This window comes from Chitinophaga skermanii (genome assembly GCF_003259335.1).
GTDB lineage: Bacteria > Bacteroidota > Bacteroidia > Chitinophagales > Chitinophagaceae > Chitinophaga > Chitinophaga skermanii.
The window spans coordinates 282,138-297,261 of record NZ_QLLL01000007.1 but is presented as its reverse complement, the minus strand read 5'-3'; the positions used below and the strand labels follow the sequence as shown (position 1 = coordinate 297,261).

Annotated in this window: 18 protein-coding genes; 6 read left to right on the top strand and 12 right to left on the bottom strand. The window is 41.6% G+C overall.

The features are described from left to right. The 6 genes from LX64_RS19435 to LX64_RS19410 all read right to left on the bottom strand — a co-directional run. Positions 1-288, bottom strand: a 288-nt coding sequence (locus LX64_RS19435) for a transposase (RefSeq protein WP_158538683.1), incomplete at its 3' end; no start/stop codon positions are given. 225 nt (positions 289-513) lie between these two features. Further along, on the bottom strand, positions 514-1,503 hold the full coding sequence (locus LX64_RS19430) for a potassium channel beta subunit family protein (protein ID WP_111599356.1): 990 nt from the start codon (positions 1,501-1,503) through the stop codon (positions 514-516). A 243-nt stretch (positions 1,504-1,746) separates the two neighbouring features. Then, entirely contained in the window at positions 1,747-2,388 is a 642-nt protein-coding gene (gene lptC / locus LX64_RS19425; RefSeq protein ID WP_158538682.1) for an LPS export ABC transporter periplasmic protein LptC, read from the bottom strand. 4 nt (positions 2,389-2,392) lie between these two features. After that, complete coding sequence (locus tag LX64_RS19420; protein WP_111599354.1) at positions 2,393-3,697, bottom strand: hypothetical protein; 1,305 nt, start codon at positions 3,695-3,697, stop codon at positions 2,393-2,395. Continuing rightward, positions 3,678-4,424 (bottom strand): type III pantothenate kinase, encoded by a 747-nt coding sequence (locus LX64_RS19415; RefSeq protein ID WP_111599353.1) that lies wholly within the window; start codon positions 4,422-4,424, stop codon positions 3,678-3,680. Before LX64_RS19415 ends, LX64_RS19420 begins: the two co-directional genes overlap by 20 nt. Positions 4,425-4,433: 9 nt before the next feature. Further along, positions 4,434-5,069 (bottom strand): LON peptidase substrate-binding domain-containing protein, encoded by a 636-nt coding sequence (locus tag LX64_RS19410; protein WP_111599352.1) that lies wholly within the window; start codon positions 5,067-5,069, stop codon positions 4,434-4,436. A 458-nt stretch (positions 5,070-5,527) separates the two neighbouring features. On the opposite strand from LX64_RS19410, the gene LX64_RS19405 reads away from it, so the two are divergent. From LX64_RS19405 to LX64_RS19385, 5 genes are read left to right on the top strand one after another with little or no spacing between them, the layout of a single operon-like run. Continuing rightward, on the top strand, positions 5,528-6,346 hold the full coding sequence (locus LX64_RS19405) for a glycosyltransferase family 2 protein (protein ID WP_111599351.1): 819 nt from the start codon (positions 5,528-5,530) through the stop codon (positions 6,344-6,346). Between the two features lie 6 nt (positions 6,347-6,352). After that, positions 6,353-7,141 (top strand): glycosyltransferase family 2 protein, encoded by a 789-nt coding sequence (locus tag LX64_RS19400; protein ID WP_111599350.1) that lies wholly within the window; start codon positions 6,353-6,355, stop codon positions 7,139-7,141. Between the two features lie 45 nt (positions 7,142-7,186). Continuing rightward, entirely contained in the window at positions 7,187-8,086 is a 900-nt protein-coding gene (meaB, locus tag LX64_RS19395; RefSeq protein WP_111599372.1) for a methylmalonyl Co-A mutase-associated GTPase MeaB, read from the top strand. Positions 8,087-8,134: 48 nt separating this feature from the next. Continuing rightward, the gene (locus LX64_RS19390) at positions 8,135-8,518 is read left to right on the top strand and encodes a VOC family protein (RefSeq protein WP_111599349.1); all 384 of its coding nucleotides are present in this window, start codon (positions 8,135-8,137) and stop codon (positions 8,516-8,518) included. 54 nt (positions 8,519-8,572) lie between these two features. After that, on the top strand, positions 8,573-9,241 hold the full coding sequence (locus LX64_RS19385; RefSeq protein WP_111599348.1) for a DNA alkylation repair protein: 669 nt from the start codon (positions 8,573-8,575) through the stop codon (positions 9,239-9,241). 69 nt (positions 9,242-9,310) lie between these two features. Here the strand turns inward: LX64_RS19385 and LX64_RS19380 are convergent, their stop codons facing one another. Beyond that, positions 9,311-11,191: a chloride channel protein gene (locus tag LX64_RS19380; protein ID WP_211324850.1), complete on the bottom strand. Its 1,881-nt coding sequence runs from the start codon at positions 11,189-11,191 to the stop codon at positions 9,311-9,313. A gap of 327 nt (positions 11,192-11,518) precedes the next feature. Between LX64_RS19380 and LX64_RS19370 the strand changes: the two genes are divergently transcribed. Then, positions 11,519-12,127 carry a MarR family winged helix-turn-helix transcriptional regulator gene (locus LX64_RS19370; RefSeq protein WP_111599346.1) on the top strand — a complete coding sequence of 203 codons (609 nt, stop codon included), beginning with the start codon at positions 11,519-11,521 and terminating at the stop codon, positions 12,125-12,127. A gap of 6 nt (positions 12,128-12,133) precedes the next feature. Here LX64_RS19370 and LX64_RS19365 read toward each other — a convergent pair whose 3' ends face one another. The 5 genes from LX64_RS19365 to LX64_RS19345 all read right to left on the bottom strand — a co-directional run bounded on the left by LX64_RS19365 (position 12,134) and on the right by LX64_RS19345 (position 15,050). Next, positions 12,134-12,358 carry a hypothetical protein gene (locus LX64_RS19365; protein ID WP_111599370.1) on the bottom strand — a complete coding sequence of 75 codons (225 nt, stop codon included), beginning with the start codon at positions 12,356-12,358 and terminating at the stop codon, positions 12,134-12,136. A 180-nt stretch (positions 12,359-12,538) separates the two neighbouring features. Beyond that, on the bottom strand, positions 12,539-13,111 hold the full coding sequence (locus LX64_RS19360) for a DUF420 domain-containing protein (protein ID WP_111599345.1): 573 nt from the start codon (positions 13,109-13,111) through the stop codon (positions 12,539-12,541). Positions 13,112-13,138: 27 nt separating this feature from the next. Next, positions 13,139-13,831, bottom strand: coding sequence for an SCO family protein (locus LX64_RS19355; RefSeq protein ID WP_158538681.1), 693 nt, complete (start codon positions 13,829-13,831; stop codon positions 13,139-13,141). 59 nt (positions 13,832-13,890) lie between these two features. Then, positions 13,891-14,292 carry a cytochrome C oxidase subunit IV family protein gene (locus tag LX64_RS19350; protein WP_111599343.1) on the bottom strand — a complete coding sequence of 134 codons (402 nt, stop codon included), beginning with the start codon at positions 14,290-14,292 and terminating at the stop codon, positions 13,891-13,893. An 80-nt stretch (positions 14,293-14,372) separates the two neighbouring features. Further along, positions 14,373-15,050, bottom strand: a complete 678-nt coding sequence (locus LX64_RS19345; RefSeq protein ID WP_111599342.1) for a cytochrome c oxidase subunit 3 — start codon at positions 15,048-15,050, stop codon at positions 14,373-14,375. Positions 15,051-15,124: the final 74 nt, after the last annotated feature.

Genomic DNA, 15,124 nt, shown 5'->3' with positions numbered 1-15,124 from the left:
TACTTCTTTTTTAAGCGCTGCAAGCTCCTTCTTAAGCGCTGCTTGATCCTTTTGCTCTTCTGGTGTCATGGCTATTTCATTTATTGTGGTAATTACCGCAATATCGCCCCTAAACCGCTTTTTCCAATTTTTTACATCATGATTCTTTATGCCGTATTTAACGGCTAGCTGCGATACACTTAAATTACCAGTTTCGTAGTCACGCACCACCATGCGCCTAAATGAATCATCATAACTCGATTGACCACCCCCAAGACCTTTTAGTCCAAATAATTTGCTTCTTTTCATCATTTTTCATTTGTGGGTGTAAACTTTTTGTAGGACTAGACAATAGGCAAACAAGCTTTTTACGACGAAAAGGGATTGTTTGCGACATTATAAACGCCCAAAACCGGGTTTTGGGTTATGATTTGACTCACTGGAAGTATGTAGGGCTTATATATAGTGGCCAATAAGATAGAAAGCCGTTCCTACGATGTAGAAACGGCTTTCCTTTTATGATATGTCATATGTTTAATACTGTGGGAAAACGGGAGCAGTTTGCATGATACCTTCGATTTCTTGCATGATTTCATCATTTAAGAGCGGTAATACATCTAGTGCTTTTAGGTTTTCGGTGAGTTGGGACTCTTTTGTAGCGCCTAAAATTGCCGTGGTAACATTCGGGTTCTTCACACACCAAGCGATAGATAAGGTAGCTGTTGTAGTACCCAATTTTTCAGCTACGGCTGTCAATTGCTTCACTTTCTCGATTTTATCGCTTACGTAAGTTTTATCCTTCAACCAGTCAAACCCTTCTAAACCAAGGCGCGAGCCTTCAGGAATGCCGTTATTGTACTTCCCGGTTAATAAGCCGGAAGCTAAAGGGCTCCAAATCGTGGTGCCTAAACCAACTGTTTTATAGATTTGGGAGAATTCTCGCTCTACTTTCTCGCGGTTGAACATATTGTACTCTGGCTGCTCCATAGCAGGCCCTATTAACCTGTATTCGCGGGCTACCATGTGCGCTTCCATAATTTCCTGTGCGCTCCATTCAGAAGTACCCCAATATAGGATTTTACCCTGCTGAATGAGGGTATTCATCGTAAATACAACCTCTTCGATAGGGGTGTTTTTATCGGGGCGGTGACAGAAGTATAAATCCAAATAATCTACCTGCAAACGTTGTAAGGCTTCATGACAAGCTTCGGTAAGGTGTTTGCGACTTAAACCTGTTTGGTTCGGTTTATTCTCTTTTCCTCTCCACCCGAAGTAAGCCTTGCTCGAAACGGTGTAAGAAGTACGATCCCAGTTCTTTTTCTTCAAAATCCTACCCATCATTAATTCCGATTGACCAAGGGCATATACTTCAGCGTTGTCGAAGAAATTAATGCCGTTGTCGTACGCGATACCCATGAGGTTATCTACCAGTTTATCGTCGATTTGCTTATGAAACGTTACCCAGCTGCCGAAGGATAATACGCTTAATTGGAGGCCTGTTTTTCCTAGCCTTCTATATTCCATGATTCGAAATGTTTTAATATTTAGTGCGTAGGTAGGGGATATAAGGGAGTACAAATGTTTATAAAATATTCATTTTCTTCATCACTTGATCGTCATAAAAAAGCCGTAACAATTTATTCATTCTGGCATAGTTATTGATTCTTATTAGACTGAAATTTTAGGTTAAAAAAATAGGTTAAAGCGCAAAAGCCCAACATGTCATCATGTTGGGCTTTTGCGTTATAGTAAGTTTTGAATTAAAGCTTATTGCACAGTAGGCTTAGGATTTGCCGGTGTTGCTGGGGCAACTGGAACCGGGTTACCTGCCGTTGTATCTACGGGTGCTGTAGCCGCCGTATCGATAAAGCCACCGGGTAATGTGCCCGAAGGGTTGAATATCTTATAGTTAGCGAAGTTTTGATCGCTTTCCATACCGGTACCGTATAAAGTATCGTTAGGAGTGGAGATGCGTACGTTTGAGTTACAGAAGAACATACCTTTTTTAGAATCCCAAGTAAGCTCTTGGCAATCTAAGCGGCGTTGTTCTTTCAGGTTAATGAAAACGACGTTCTTCTTTAAGAAAATATCGGCATCATTATCAAAGTACTTACCCCAGTCGGCTTGTAGTTCGCCCGATACTTTTGTACTGTCATCGAAGAAATCAACATGAAGGCCTTTTGGGAAGATCACGTAAGGTTTTACGTCTTCGATATGGCGTTCCATGTATGGGGAACGTAATTCGGCCTTTACAATACCTTTTTGGCTGTACATGGCTGTAATACTATCACCTTTTTCGATGCCTTTGTTGTTACCTTGTACAGCATTCACGTCGTTCATATCGTTTTCACAACTGAACAACCCGGCTGTAGCGGCCATCAACATCATGTATGGAAATATCTTCTTCAATCTACTAGCGGTAAGCATTTCTTCTAAACCAAATATCGCTCAAAGTAAAGCCAACTACCACGCGGTAAGATGCTTCTTTCAGCGTAGAACTGCTGTTACCTCTACGACCCGCTTCGAACGCTACGTTCACCACGGTATATTGGTTTGTGTAGTTATTGTATCTACGAACAGGCAAACCTGCACCTACGGTTACACCGAAGATAGGTAAGTTTTGACCGTCTAATTTGATATAATCTCTTCCGAAGAAACCACCTGCGCGGTAGGTGATACGGTTACCATAGCCTGTTAATGCACGGGCATTGGGCGTAACCTGGCCACCGATGGCAAGTTTCCAAGCGTTACCAACGGAGTCTTTTTGGTCGTTTTTGCGGAAGTCGTCCCATTTACCCATGTTGAAATCTACGCCGACTTGGAATTTCTCGTTCTTCGCCAACATAATACCAACGCCAAAAGTGGCAGGGTAAACAGTTGTTCCTTTTGCGCCCACCGTGTAGTTAGATGTATCCAATGAGCCGTAGGCATTGGAGGATGCATCGTAGTACAAAGTTTCTTCGAGGGTATTGGTTTTAGTAGTCAAATTCTGCTTCGTGCTACCGGTTGCGCCAATTGTTAAGGCCATGTCTTTATTCAACTTAATAGAGTATTGGATACCTACGTTGTAGAAAAAGCTGGAATAAGATTGACGAACGCTACGGGCAGAAGGTGTAATACCAGAAGTAGCAGGGAAAAGAGCTTTGGTGCTGTTTGTTATATTACCGAAGAGGTAACCAACATTTACACCGGCACTGAAACCACCGATAGCGAAACCTGTACCTACGTAAGCTTGGTAAATACCACCGCTACCTTCGTATTGATTCACTACTGGAACTTTCAAAGTATCAAAGAAAGTGCGTTCTTGTGATGTGCTGATATCGTATGATACAGTACTCATTGGGCGTAAACCGAAGTTCATACCCCAATTGCGTTTAATGGGCACGCCCAATTGCAAATATGAGATGGTACCTAAACCGGACCTATAATTTTCCGATTGATTTGATAGTGTTTTTACACCGCCCTCTACGCCTACGTCGAACGTAGTCAGTAAAAGTTTGGAATAACTTGCAGGATTCACGAAATTCACGACTTGTGCGTCGGTATAACCTAGTGAAACGCCTCCCATACCGCGATTAGCCGCATTCTGGTTGTTATTCAATTCGCCTATGCCATAGCGGGAATATGGAGAATTATTCTGGGCGGTAACACTGTTTGCCGCTGCTAAGACAAAAAACGTACTTAACAGGCAAATAATGCTAGCTTTGGTCCAATGCATTGAGTTCTAAGATTGAATTTAAACCTTGATATAATAAATATGGGTTTGCAAATATCTTATTTTTAAGGCGGGAAGCAAAAAATTCCAAATTTCCCCCTGTTAAAAGCACGTTAAAGTTCCCGTACTTTTCAGCATAGGCTTGGATCATACCGTTTATTTCAGCTACGGTTCCATGCATTACTCCACTCAAAATAGATTGCGTTGTATTATACCCTACAAGGGCGTATTGTGTACTCGCTTCCACTAAGGGAAGTTTGTCGGTAAATGCTTGTAATGCCTTAAACCGCATATCGATACCCGGGCTGATGCCACCACCTAGTAATTCGCCCGATTTATGAACGAAGGTGTAGGTAATGGCCGACCCTGTTCCAATAACAAGGCTGTGTTGTTGGGGAAATTGCTTCCACGCGGCTACGGCCAAAGCAATACGATCGACCCCTAATGTAGCGGGCTTCTCGTATGTAAGTTGGATGGGTAAAGGTGTTTGGTAGCTCAGTTTAACGAAATACGTGTTTTGCTTTAACCAGGCTTCTAGTGCTGGTGGGTGATGAATTACCGAGGACAAGATCACTGCCTGCGGGGCGTACGTTTGCATTACTTGCTGTACTTGTGGCAGGATATCGTCGTTTGGTGAAAAGAAAATTTCGAGCTGCAGGGCACCGTTGTGCATAACTGCACACTTTTGCCGCGAGTTACCGAAATCTATGCATAAAAATCGCCCATTCATGCGGCCAAATTAAAAATTATCCGCAGATAAATTCTTGAAATGTCCATTTAGTTTCACCCTTTCTTTCAAATTCTCCATTTCTGCCATCATGGGAATCACTTTATAAAGATGTCTTTTCAGGTACTCTAAACGGTGCGATTCTGTAAATAATTGCAGCAATTCATACTCCTCCTGTATGGATAAACCTGCATGATGTGCTAAATCGAATGCTAACAAATCTGCATCGTCCTTTTTAAAGCTTTTATGGATCTGCAACATTTTATGTAGTTCGCGAACAGCGGCTAATACTTGTTGTTGGAGCGATTGATGTGGGTTGGTGGTGTTTTCGGGGTAATTCACTACGGCACCGGCATACAGTTTATCGGGCACTTCCCGGATAATTTCTAATACCCGGAAAACCCTTAAACCGCGGGTACAAATGTCCATCTCGCCATTTTCATACGTTTTCTCTACAGACAATACTTCAACCAACGTACCATAATCGCCTAATTTTTGATCTACGATTGCTGGGATGCCAAATGGTTTCTTGTCTTGCAAGCATTCTTGGATCAATTGCTTATAGCGTGGTTCGAATATATGGAGGTTCAATTGTTCTTGTGGGTACACGACAATATTGAGTGGGAATATGGGAATGAAATTCGTCATAAATACTACTTATACTTTGATCAATATATTCCTTTATTACAACGTTACGAGATAATTTGATATTTTGACCGCATTTATATTGATTCCGTAATAGTTGCAAAAAAAGATTTATGGGTGAATACTTTGGCATGTCATTTTTTTAAACAAATTTGCAGGAGAAGTATTCATGTAAGTCGATTGAATTAATGCCTACAACTTTTATATATAAACTTTAAAAATATTTATATATTAGGATGGCGTATGCTGTAAACCATATCAGTAAACAACTTAGAGTGGGATTTGATAGAAAAATAGCGGCAATTGGAAGTATAATCCCGAAAAAATAAACAGGTAGCGTGTAACATTTCAGCAGTACTAAACTTTACATGTATAGCGAAAATACAAAATTTCTTTGCAGGCCGCCTGCGAACCGGTCGTGCATAGCTTGAGCAAACTAAAAACAATATCCAGCATCATTTATGAACATGCCCATGCAGTTTACACCTGTGCCCATATCTTGCTATATATTAACATTGAATAGCCAAAAACACCTACAAACTGTTATAGATAGTGTTAAAACCGCCGTTGATGAAATTGTGATTCTCGACAGTGGCAGTAAAGACGATACGGAAAAGATAGCCGCTGCGAATGGCTGCCGTTTTCTGTATCGTAAATTTGATAATTACCGCGATCAACGTAAATATGGCGTTGATGCCTGTACACATGACTGGGTTTTTTCGTTAGATTGCGACGAGGTAGCTTCCCCGGAGTTTGCCCAACATTTGATCAGCCTTAAAGATACCCTTAATGATACTATCGGCAATTTGCCTGCCGACGAGGTAGTATATGTTATAATGCGGGATTGGTATGCTTTCGGAAGGAAGGTACATGCCTTATTCCCCGTGGTAAGCCCAGATTATCCCATTAGGCTGTTCAACAAAAAAAAGGTGCATTACACCGAAAAATCGAACATTGTACACGAAGAACCACAAGGTTACCAATTGAAGAAAACGTTACAAGGTCGAGTGCATCACTATACTTTCGAAACAAAAGCTGAACTTTACAAAAAATTAGACGCCTATTCATCTTTCGATGCACAAATGAAACTCATCAAAGGTTGGCGCTCTAACCCGTTTAAAGCATGGTTCAGCCCCATCAAATATTGGATCAAATTTTATGTATTCTATGGTAACTGGAAAGATGGCAAAACAGGGCTGCTACTTGCTAAATACGGGTATGATTATAAACGATTAACCTATTCTAAGCTGAAAAAACTACAAAGTCAAAAGCAACCTTAACATTACATGACCTCTTCTCTTATTATTGCTACCTACAACTGGCCGCAAGCGCTAGAACTCGTACTATTAAGTATTTTGAATCAAACCAAAATGCCTCATGAAATCATTATCGCAGATGATGGTTCCCGCGAGGATACAAAAGCCTTGATCGATGCTTTCAGGCCAAAATTTAATATTCCCATTGTGCATGTATGGCAACCGGATAACGGTTTCCAAAAAACGCAAATCCTGAACAAAGCTGTTAAAGCCAGTAAAGGCGATTATATTATCCAAATGGACGGCGATATTGTGGCACATCCACAATTTATTGAAGACCATATTGAGAAATCGCTAAAAGGTTATTTTATTAGGGGGAGCCGTTGCATGCTCAGTGAAGAGCATACTAAGAAGGTGCTAGCCGAAAAGAATTTTAATATTAACTGGCATGATAAAAATATCAAGAACCGCTTTAACGCGATGCGCTCAACCTTTTTGGCTTTCTTTTATATCGGTAACAAGCGTAACGCCAACGATGTAATTGGTTGTAATACCTCCTTCTGGAAGGAAGACTTTATTAAAGTGAACGGCTACGATAATAATTTAAACGGTTGGGGACATGAAGACATTGAGCTAGCCGCCCGCTTTATTAACAACAAAGTATACAAGCACCGCGTAAAATACCTGGCGATCGGGTTTCACCTTCACCACAAAATCAGCTCCCGCCACAACGAATCGGTGAACAAGCAGCATTACTATAAAATTGTAAAAGAAAAGATTAAGACTTGCGAAAATGGATACGCGCAAGTGACTTTATAACCTGGTTTCCTTATTTTCGTGATGCTTAACACGGCACCAGGGCGTATGATCGAAGCATTACTCAAAGGACTTTTAACAGGAGATATTAAATCGCTGTCGCGTTCGATTTCTATTGTAGAAAACGAAGCAACAGGGTACGAGGAATTGTTGACGCAATTGCCGAATGCCTCGCACACCAAGGTTGTAGGCATTACCGGTCCTCCAGGTGCAGGCAAAAGTACCCTAGTAAATGCTTTGATAAATGCCTTACTGCAACAAGGCAAAAAAGTGGCCATTATTGCTGTAGATCCTTCTTCGCCATTTAACTTCGGCGCCTTATTAGGCGACCGTATCAGGATGGCCCAACACTTCAATTCACCCCATGTATATATCCGTTCGCTTGCTAGTAGGGGTGCTTTAGGTGGTTTAAGCACAAAAATCATAGAAGTAACCGATGTAGTAAAAGCCGCGGGATTCGATTATTTGTTCATCGAAACGGTTGGGGTAGGACAAAGTGAAGTAGATATTGCCGGCATTGCCGATACAAGTATTGTAGTAGTGGTGCCAGAAGCCGGCGACGAGATCCAAACGATGAAAGCAGGCTTGATGGAAATCGCCAATATCTTCGTTGTCAATAAATCCGATAGGCCTACAGCCGATCAATTCGTTAAAAACCTACGATTGCTGGCACATACTAAAATGCGCGATGGCTGGGAAACACCTGTTATTAAAACCGTAGCAACCCAAGAAAAAGGCATTGATGAATTAATTGCAGCCATTACAAAGCACCAACAACAAAACGAGCAGCAACAACGGAAAGCATATTTGTTGGCCGAAAAACTCTATCAACTGATTCAACACCGCCGCATGAAGAACGTTAGCAAAGCCGCTTTGCTAGCCGATGTAATGAAACACTTAGCTGCAGGTGACGTAAATGTGTACAAACTCGCTCAAACTTACGCGTAACAACTTTCCTTTTATAGAACTGTTATCCATACAAGAAAAACGTTTGTTATGGACGCAAATATGAATACCATCAATTGGTTCGAAATTCCTGTCATCGATTTTGAAAGGGCAAAGGCATTTTACCAAGCCATCTTCCAAGTGCATTTATTAGAAATGGAAATTGGAGATGTGAAGTTAGCCATGTTTCCTAGCGAAATGGGTAGCGGTAAAGTAAGCGGCGCATTATGCATAGGGGAAGGTTATACACCCTCTAAAGCAGGCACCCTCATTTACTTCAATGGTAACCCCGATCTGCAAAATATACTGGATCGAGTAACGGCAGCCGGTGGCACTGTTACGTTGCAGAAAACACAGGTAAACCCTGAAATCGGGTACATGGCTTTCTTCAACGATACAGAAGGAAATCGCTTAGCATTACATTCTGATTATTAGTTTTGTATTTTCGTATGAAGAACAATTCAACGAACTACAAAACGATTATTTGACATGTCAATATCATATGTATCAAACATAGTAAAACACTTCCGCGCCGCGCAAAATAAAGAACGAGCCACCGCGCAAGCAGCCTACATGCGAGATCAGTTTACATTTATTGGCATTACATCCCCCGAAAGGAAACAAATGCTACAAGCATTTAGGAAGGAGCATGGCTTACCTGGTATCGAGGAATTACACCACGTTGTAAAAGCGTTATGGGAATTACCCGAGCGCGATTTTCAATACATCGCCATGGAAATACTCGATCGTTACCGTAAGCATTACCGCGTGAATGACCTCGCCTTGTTTGAATATTGTATTACAGAAAAATCCTGGTGGGATACGGTTGATCTATTGGCAACACATTGCGTAGGAGATTACTTTCTTCGTTTTCCCCAGCATAAAGAAACCATTACACAATCGTACATGGATAGCGGCAATATGTGGTTACAACGAACTGCTATTCTCTTCCAATTAAACTACAAGGATAAAACAGATGAAGACTTATTGTTTGAGTACATCCTGGCATTAGCCAGTTCGAAGGAGTTCTTTATACAGAAAGCGATTGGCTGGGCCTTGCGTCAATATGCTAAATTAAAGCCCAATGTAGTAAAGCATTTCGTAGAACATCATACACTTGCACCGTTGAGTAAACGGGAGGCATTGAAACATTTCTAATAGCTTTTTTTCATAATGGAATTAACAAGGCGCCGACATTGCATGGCGCCTTGTGTTTTTGTATGTATGCTAGGATTGAGACATGTTGCGTTTCTTCCAAGTTTTGATGACCGCACGTTTTAGGGAAATATGGCGACTAGGAGTTTCCAGCGACTTCATAGCGGTTGTATAAGCATGAAAGATCGTGGCTTCATCAATGGTGCCTATTACACTGCCGTTTGCTTCGTTCATAACGGGGAGTATAGCTTGCTTGGATTCGGCTAGCTTCATCAGCGCATCGTGTAAAGAAGCATGGCTTAGCACTGCTACAGTATTGGTTTTATTGATGAATGAAATGGATTTTAAGGGGTCATCAACTGCCAATAAATCGGCCGTATCAATCATCCCGGCTAGTTGTTGTTGATCGTTTACCACCGGGATGGAAGCCGGGAGATTATATTGATATATATCGTATAACCTAGCGCGTAGTTCACCAATTTTTTCGGCGGTGCTGATGTAAGTAGAAGGCGTGAGGATTTGTTCTTTTACAGCGATAGATTGCAATACATTCGGCAAATACGTATCAGGCGTATGTATACCCCGGCGGGCAATTTTCTCCGTCATAATGCTGTTCTTCATCAACATAAAGCTTACGAGGTATGCAGCTGAACAAGCAGCCACCAACGGCAATAATGCATTGGCGCTTCTTGTGCTTTCCAAAGCGAAAATGATACTTGTTAAAACTGCCCTAGAAGCACCGGCAAACATAGCAGCCATACCAATTACAGCTGCCATCGCAGGGTGTAAATGCAAACCAGGGAATACCATTTCTACACCCAGTGCCGTTAACACCCCTAATGCGCCACCCATTGTTAACAAGGGTGCTAATGTACCACCCGATGTGCCACTACCTAGCGAAATCGACCAAGCAATAAACTTCATCAAACTTAACACTACCAAAAGTTGCACAGCGGCTTGGCCACTTAATAAGTCGTTGATATTTTCGTACCCAACACCCAAAACTTGCGGGTAGAAATAACCTGTTATACCTACAGCAACTGCGCCTATAGCCGGCCACCACATCCAGTGAATGGGTAGCTTCTCGAATATATCTTCAATAAAGTAGATTGCTTTTGTAATGATTGTTGACAATAACCCGATGATCAAGCCCACCATGGAATAACCCAGTAAAGCCGTATTGGAAGGAGCTTCTACAGCCGCCATGTGGAATACGGGCGCGCTACCAAAATACAAATAATGGAAAGCAGCGCCGGTAATACAACTGAGTACAACAGGTACAATACTTCGAGGTGAATATTCAAATAGCAATAACTCGATAGCCAGGATAACAGCCGCTAACGGCGTACCGAAAATGCACGACATACCGGCTGCAGCACCTGCTGCTAAGAGTATTTTGCGTTCCGTGGTGGAAATACGTAATGTTTGACCGGTTACAGAACCCCAAGCACCACCGGTGGCAATAATGGGGCCTTCTGCACCAAAGGGGCCGCCTGTTCCGATGGAAATGGCCGCGCTGAGGGGTTTTAAGAAAGTAACGATCGGCTTGATTTTACTTTTATTCGTTAGCACTTGCTCCATCGCTTCCGGTATACCATGCCCACGAATGGCCTTCGAACCGTAACGCGCCATCATCCCAATAATTATAGCACCCAGGATAGGCACGGCCATTACAAACATGCCGAGCTGGTGGTGTAGGGGAGAAGCTTCATGAAAAGAAAATTTTCCATAGAAAGATATATTCGTAATAAAGTTAATTAGTAACAACAAGGCTTTCGCGATGATGCTAATAATAGCCGCATTGAAAACAGCGATGGCAGCTATATACAAAACCCGCTTCGTTTGAAACCCTGTAGTGGGCTCCATATCGGCACTTTGCAAGGCAGCACCCATAGATGGAGAAATGGGAATCCCTGTTCCGTCCTTCCGAACGGAAAAAATATCATTGAACATGTTGAATTATTTAGTTTAAAGCCTGTACCATGGCCCGTATAAGCTTGGCGGCATATGCTTCAATCGTCCCTAGAAAACGAAAGCGTACAATTTACATTTGTGAAGGTATAACAGGTGTTTCGAATAACCTATTAAGTGTAAACCTCACAAATATTTTTGAACACTTTAAGGAAGCCCAAATGCTTTCTGTATACTTGCAAAGTTTTTGTGCTAAACCAACCTAAAAACCTGTAGAGATGCCATGAATGTGGGATTTCAAACAAACAAAAAATAAGTACTTTAGCCCGTTTTAAATTAACTAGTAGTAATTTTAGTAACCATAACTGTATGGCAAGAGAGTCAACCTTTAACCCGGAGCACCAAGCTTCTAATACGGCTAGTAAAATCGTCGTTGCCTTTGAAAGACTGTCAGAAGCGTTCCGCGTGTTAATGTGGAATGAAGCAAAGCAACACGGTATTAGCAGTACCATTCAAATTCAACTTCTCACCTTCTTATTACATTATCCGAAGGACAAGAAGACGGTCACCAACTTAGCAGAGCACTTTAATTTAACGAAGGCCACCATTAGCGACGCAGTAAAAACGTTAGAGCAAAAAGGATTCGTTCAGCGTAAAGTATTGTTGAACGACACACGTAGTCACACGCTAGTGTTGACGAAAGAGGGTAAGCAAATTGCGCAGAAAGTGGAGCGTTTTGCACAGCCTATTCAACATTCGGTAGGTAGTATTGCTGCTACTAAGCAAGCTGAATTATTAGAGCAATTGTTGGGTATCATTCACGGGTTGAATGACCAGCAGGTATTGAATACGCAGCATATGTGTTTCAATTGCAATTCGTATGAAAAGAAGGGGAAGAATCACTATTGTGAATTCGTGAGCAAGACGCTCAAGCCGCAGGATTTGCGCGTTGAGTGTCCTGATTTTGTGGAAGCGTAAATCTTTTTATAGCTCTGAAGTTTGGCGGTTGCTTCTATACCAACGAACAGCCAAGAAAATGATGATTAAAAGTGGAGCACCAGCCAAGTACAAGATCCCTGAGTTGAGACCTTTTGCTGGGCCTTCGCCTAACTGTTGTGCTGTTTTGGTACATAGGGAGCATTGTGCCATTACTCTCGAGGACATTACCAAGAGCACCATCATTATCAACAAGCCAGCTAACTTTTTCATTGCTATTCCTATTTGATTTTGTTTATGCAAAAATACAAATTTCATGCGTACCTAGGATGAACTAGGTGCGCATGTAAATTTGCGAATATTGTGGTAAAATAAATCTGATTTAAATCATCTCCCCCAAAAGAGTTAACACGAAGAGATCACGATCATTTGAACCTTTTTACAGGCCTTATTTTATTGATAATAAGGGTTGATCATGATGTACACCACAACGCCTGTTACAGCTACATAGAACCACATTGGCCATGTAATTTTTGAAATCTTGCGGTGTCTTTCCACGTCGTTTTGGAAGGCGCGGAGTAGGGAGAATAATACAAACGGTACAATAACCGCTGCTAACACGATATGTGTTAATAAAATAAAGTAATAAACATACCTGGTAGCACCTAATACGGCCTTTTCAGAAGCATCTAATACCAAGTCGTGGTTTAAATCACCATACATGGTTTTAGGAGCTAGGAAGTGGTAGGTTACGTAGCTCAATAAGAAGATGGTGGATAAACCCACGGCAATTAGGTTGGCTACTTTATGTGCTTTGATGTATTTGTTCTTTACAAACCATAAGCTCGCTACTAGCATTACAGCTGTTGCAGAGTTAAGGATCGCATGGAAGAGTGGTAGAATACGAATATCGAATCCAGCTTCAATGCCTGGGTGAGGCAAATAGAACAGGATGGCTACCAATAGAGGGATGGCAATCGATACTATTGCAATAGGTACGTTGAGGTTTTTATTCTTCAAATCCATGTAAATATCTTGTTGTAATCCTAAAAATTAATGATTGCCGCCAGAGAACAAGCGTTTGAACAGGCCGGGTTTATGACGGTCTTTCGCGATATTTAACACCGCTATATCATTCGCACATTGGCCTACAGCAACAGAATCCAATCCATCGTAGTACCCGCGGATATAACGACTCTTATCCAACAATATAATCTTCTCGCTATGCACAAAATCATCTGGTCCACCATCACCTTGTGTGGCAGATACGAAGAACTCGTGGCGCGCTAAATCATAAATTGTTTTCTTATCACCCGTTAAGAACCACCAGTTCCGTTGTTCAATATCGAAACGGTTAATATACCGGCGTAATTGATCAACGGTGTCGCGTGTTGGGTCTACCGAAATAGAAATGAAGTGAACGAGGGTATCGTTCTTTGAGAATGCTTGTTGTAATTGCTTCATGCTTTTGGTGAGGCGGGGGCACACCATGGGGCAGTTTGTGAAGAAGAAATCAACTACAACAATTTTGTCGTTAAGGTCGTCCAAGCTAACTTCTTGTCCTGTTTGATTGGTAAGTGTGAAGTTTTTTACTTGGTGATAAATGGTATCGTAAGTGGTCTTACCGTCCTTAAACACAGTATCCACACCTTCGGCAATGTAATACCGAGGTATGGATACAATATTTTTACCGTAATGATCCACTATCAAATACCCTGTTAGCGGTACTAAAATCGCTAACGCCAATCCTAATAATGCACGTCTAGAGATGACAGTAAAATTTAAACGGTTAGAGAAATGTCGTATTAGTGGCCACCGTGGGCAGGTTTAGCTACTGGTGCTTCTACTTTAGGTGTACCAGGTGCTAAATCTTTACGCATGTTTTTCCATGATTCGCCATCGTATAAGAATGCGATAATGAACCAGATAAACAGTAAAAGTGGCAACAAGATCGTTAAGATCAAGTTTTTTACTTCGTGACCTAAGTGCATGAACTCAGCTACGATAAAGAATGCTTTGAAGAGGGTGAGGATGATAAAGATACCATTCAATACCCATCTTGCAGGGAAACCAGTTTCCAAGTGTAAGAATGCCAAAGCAACTTCTACTACAGTGATACCTAACAAGATCCAGAATGTCTTCCAAATGTGTTTGGTAGATACATCTGCTTGTTCGTGTTCAGTATGTTGAGAATATGTATTTTCCATTGGTGAAAAATTCAAAAAAAATCAAAAAAAGTCTTCGTTACAAAATCAATTACAGTAATGTCCTTGCGGACGGCGTATGCTTACAATAAGTAGAAACAAGTGAATACGAATACCCAAACTAAATCTACAAAGTGCCAGTATAAACCTACTTTTTCCACCATTTCATAGTGACCTCTGTGTTCGTAAGTACCTTTCAACACGTTGATCAAAATGATGATATTCAACACCACACCAGAAGTTACGTGAAGACCGTGGAAACCGGTGATGGTAAAGAAGAAGTCAGTGAAGTTAGAATTCATAGGAGCAGAACCATCAGCGTTATGGAAAGGATTGCTACCCCACCAAGCGCCTACTTCGTGTAAGTGTGTCCATTCCCAAGCTTGGCAGCTTAAGAACGCGATACCACCAACGATGGTCCAGCTGAGCCATTTAACAACTTTCGCTTTTTGCATGTGATGACCAGCGTGTACTGCTAACACCATGGTAACAGAACTCATGATCAAGATGAAGGTCATAACACTCACGAAAACGAGTGGCCAATCTACTCCGTGCATGAAAGGGAATGAATGGAAAACCTCGTTCGGGTCAGGCCAAGCGGTGCTTGAGAAGCGGACAGTTCCGTATGCGATCAAAAATGCGCCAAATGTAAACGCATCAGACATAAGGAAATACCACATCATCAACTTACCGTAGCTCACGTTAAAGGGAGAATGCCCCCCGGCCCACCATTTTTTCTTCGCTGTTACTGCTGATTCCATTTGTATTGTTTGTAAATTTTTTAGCTTCTTTGAAATTGATTGTTTATTTGCTTTGCCCTAGGGACTTAGCGGGA

Excerpts from the sequence above, each read along its gene's own strand:
- LX64_RS19385 (WP_111599348.1), top strand. The coding sequence starts at position 8,573 with ATGTCAATATCATATGTATCAAACATAGTAAAACACTTCCGCGCCGCG.
- LX64_RS19345 (WP_111599342.1), bottom strand. The coding sequence starts at position 15,050 with ATGGAATCAGCAGTAACAGCGAAGAAAAAATGGTGGGCCGGGGGGCAT.
- LX64_RS19350 (WP_111599343.1), bottom strand. The coding sequence starts at position 14,292 with ATGGAAAATACATATTCTCAACATACTGAACACGAACAAGCAGATGTA.
- LX64_RS19415 (WP_111599353.1), bottom strand. The coding sequence starts at position 4,424 with ATGAATGGGCGATTTTTATGCATAGATTTCGGTAACTCGCGGCAAAAG.
- LX64_RS19365 (WP_111599370.1), bottom strand. The coding sequence starts at position 12,358 with ATGAAAAAGTTAGCTGGCTTGTTGATAATGATGGTGCTCTTGGTAATG.
- meaB (WP_111599372.1), top strand. The coding sequence starts at position 7,187 with ATGATCGAAGCATTACTCAAAGGACTTTTAACAGGAGATATTAAATCG.
- LX64_RS19405 (WP_111599351.1), top strand. The coding sequence starts at position 5,528 with ATGAACATGCCCATGCAGTTTACACCTGTGCCCATATCTTGCTATATA.
- LX64_RS19400 (WP_111599350.1), top strand. The coding sequence starts at position 6,353 with ATGACCTCTTCTCTTATTATTGCTACCTACAACTGGCCGCAAGCGCTA.
- LX64_RS19360 (WP_111599345.1), bottom strand. The coding sequence starts at position 13,111 with ATGGATTTGAAGAATAAAAACCTCAACGTACCTATTGCAATAGTATCG.
- LX64_RS19410 (WP_111599352.1), bottom strand. The coding sequence starts at position 5,069 with ATGACGAATTTCATTCCCATATTCCCACTCAATATTGTCGTGTACCCA.
- LX64_RS19390 (WP_111599349.1), top strand. The coding sequence starts at position 8,135 with ATGGACGCAAATATGAATACCATCAATTGGTTCGAAATTCCTGTCATC.
- LX64_RS19420 (WP_111599354.1), bottom strand. The coding sequence starts at position 3,697 with ATGCATTGGACCAAAGCTAGCATTATTTGCCTGTTAAGTACGTTTTTT.
- LX64_RS19370 (WP_111599346.1), top strand. The coding sequence starts at position 11,519 with ATGGCAAGAGAGTCAACCTTTAACCCGGAGCACCAAGCTTCTAATACG.
- LX64_RS19380 (WP_211324850.1), bottom strand. The coding sequence starts at position 11,191 with ATGTTCAATGATATTTTTTCCGTTCGGAAGGACGGAACAGGGATTCCC.
- LX64_RS19430 (WP_111599356.1), bottom strand. The coding sequence starts at position 1,503 with ATGGAATATAGAAGGCTAGGAAAAACAGGCCTCCAATTAAGCGTATTA.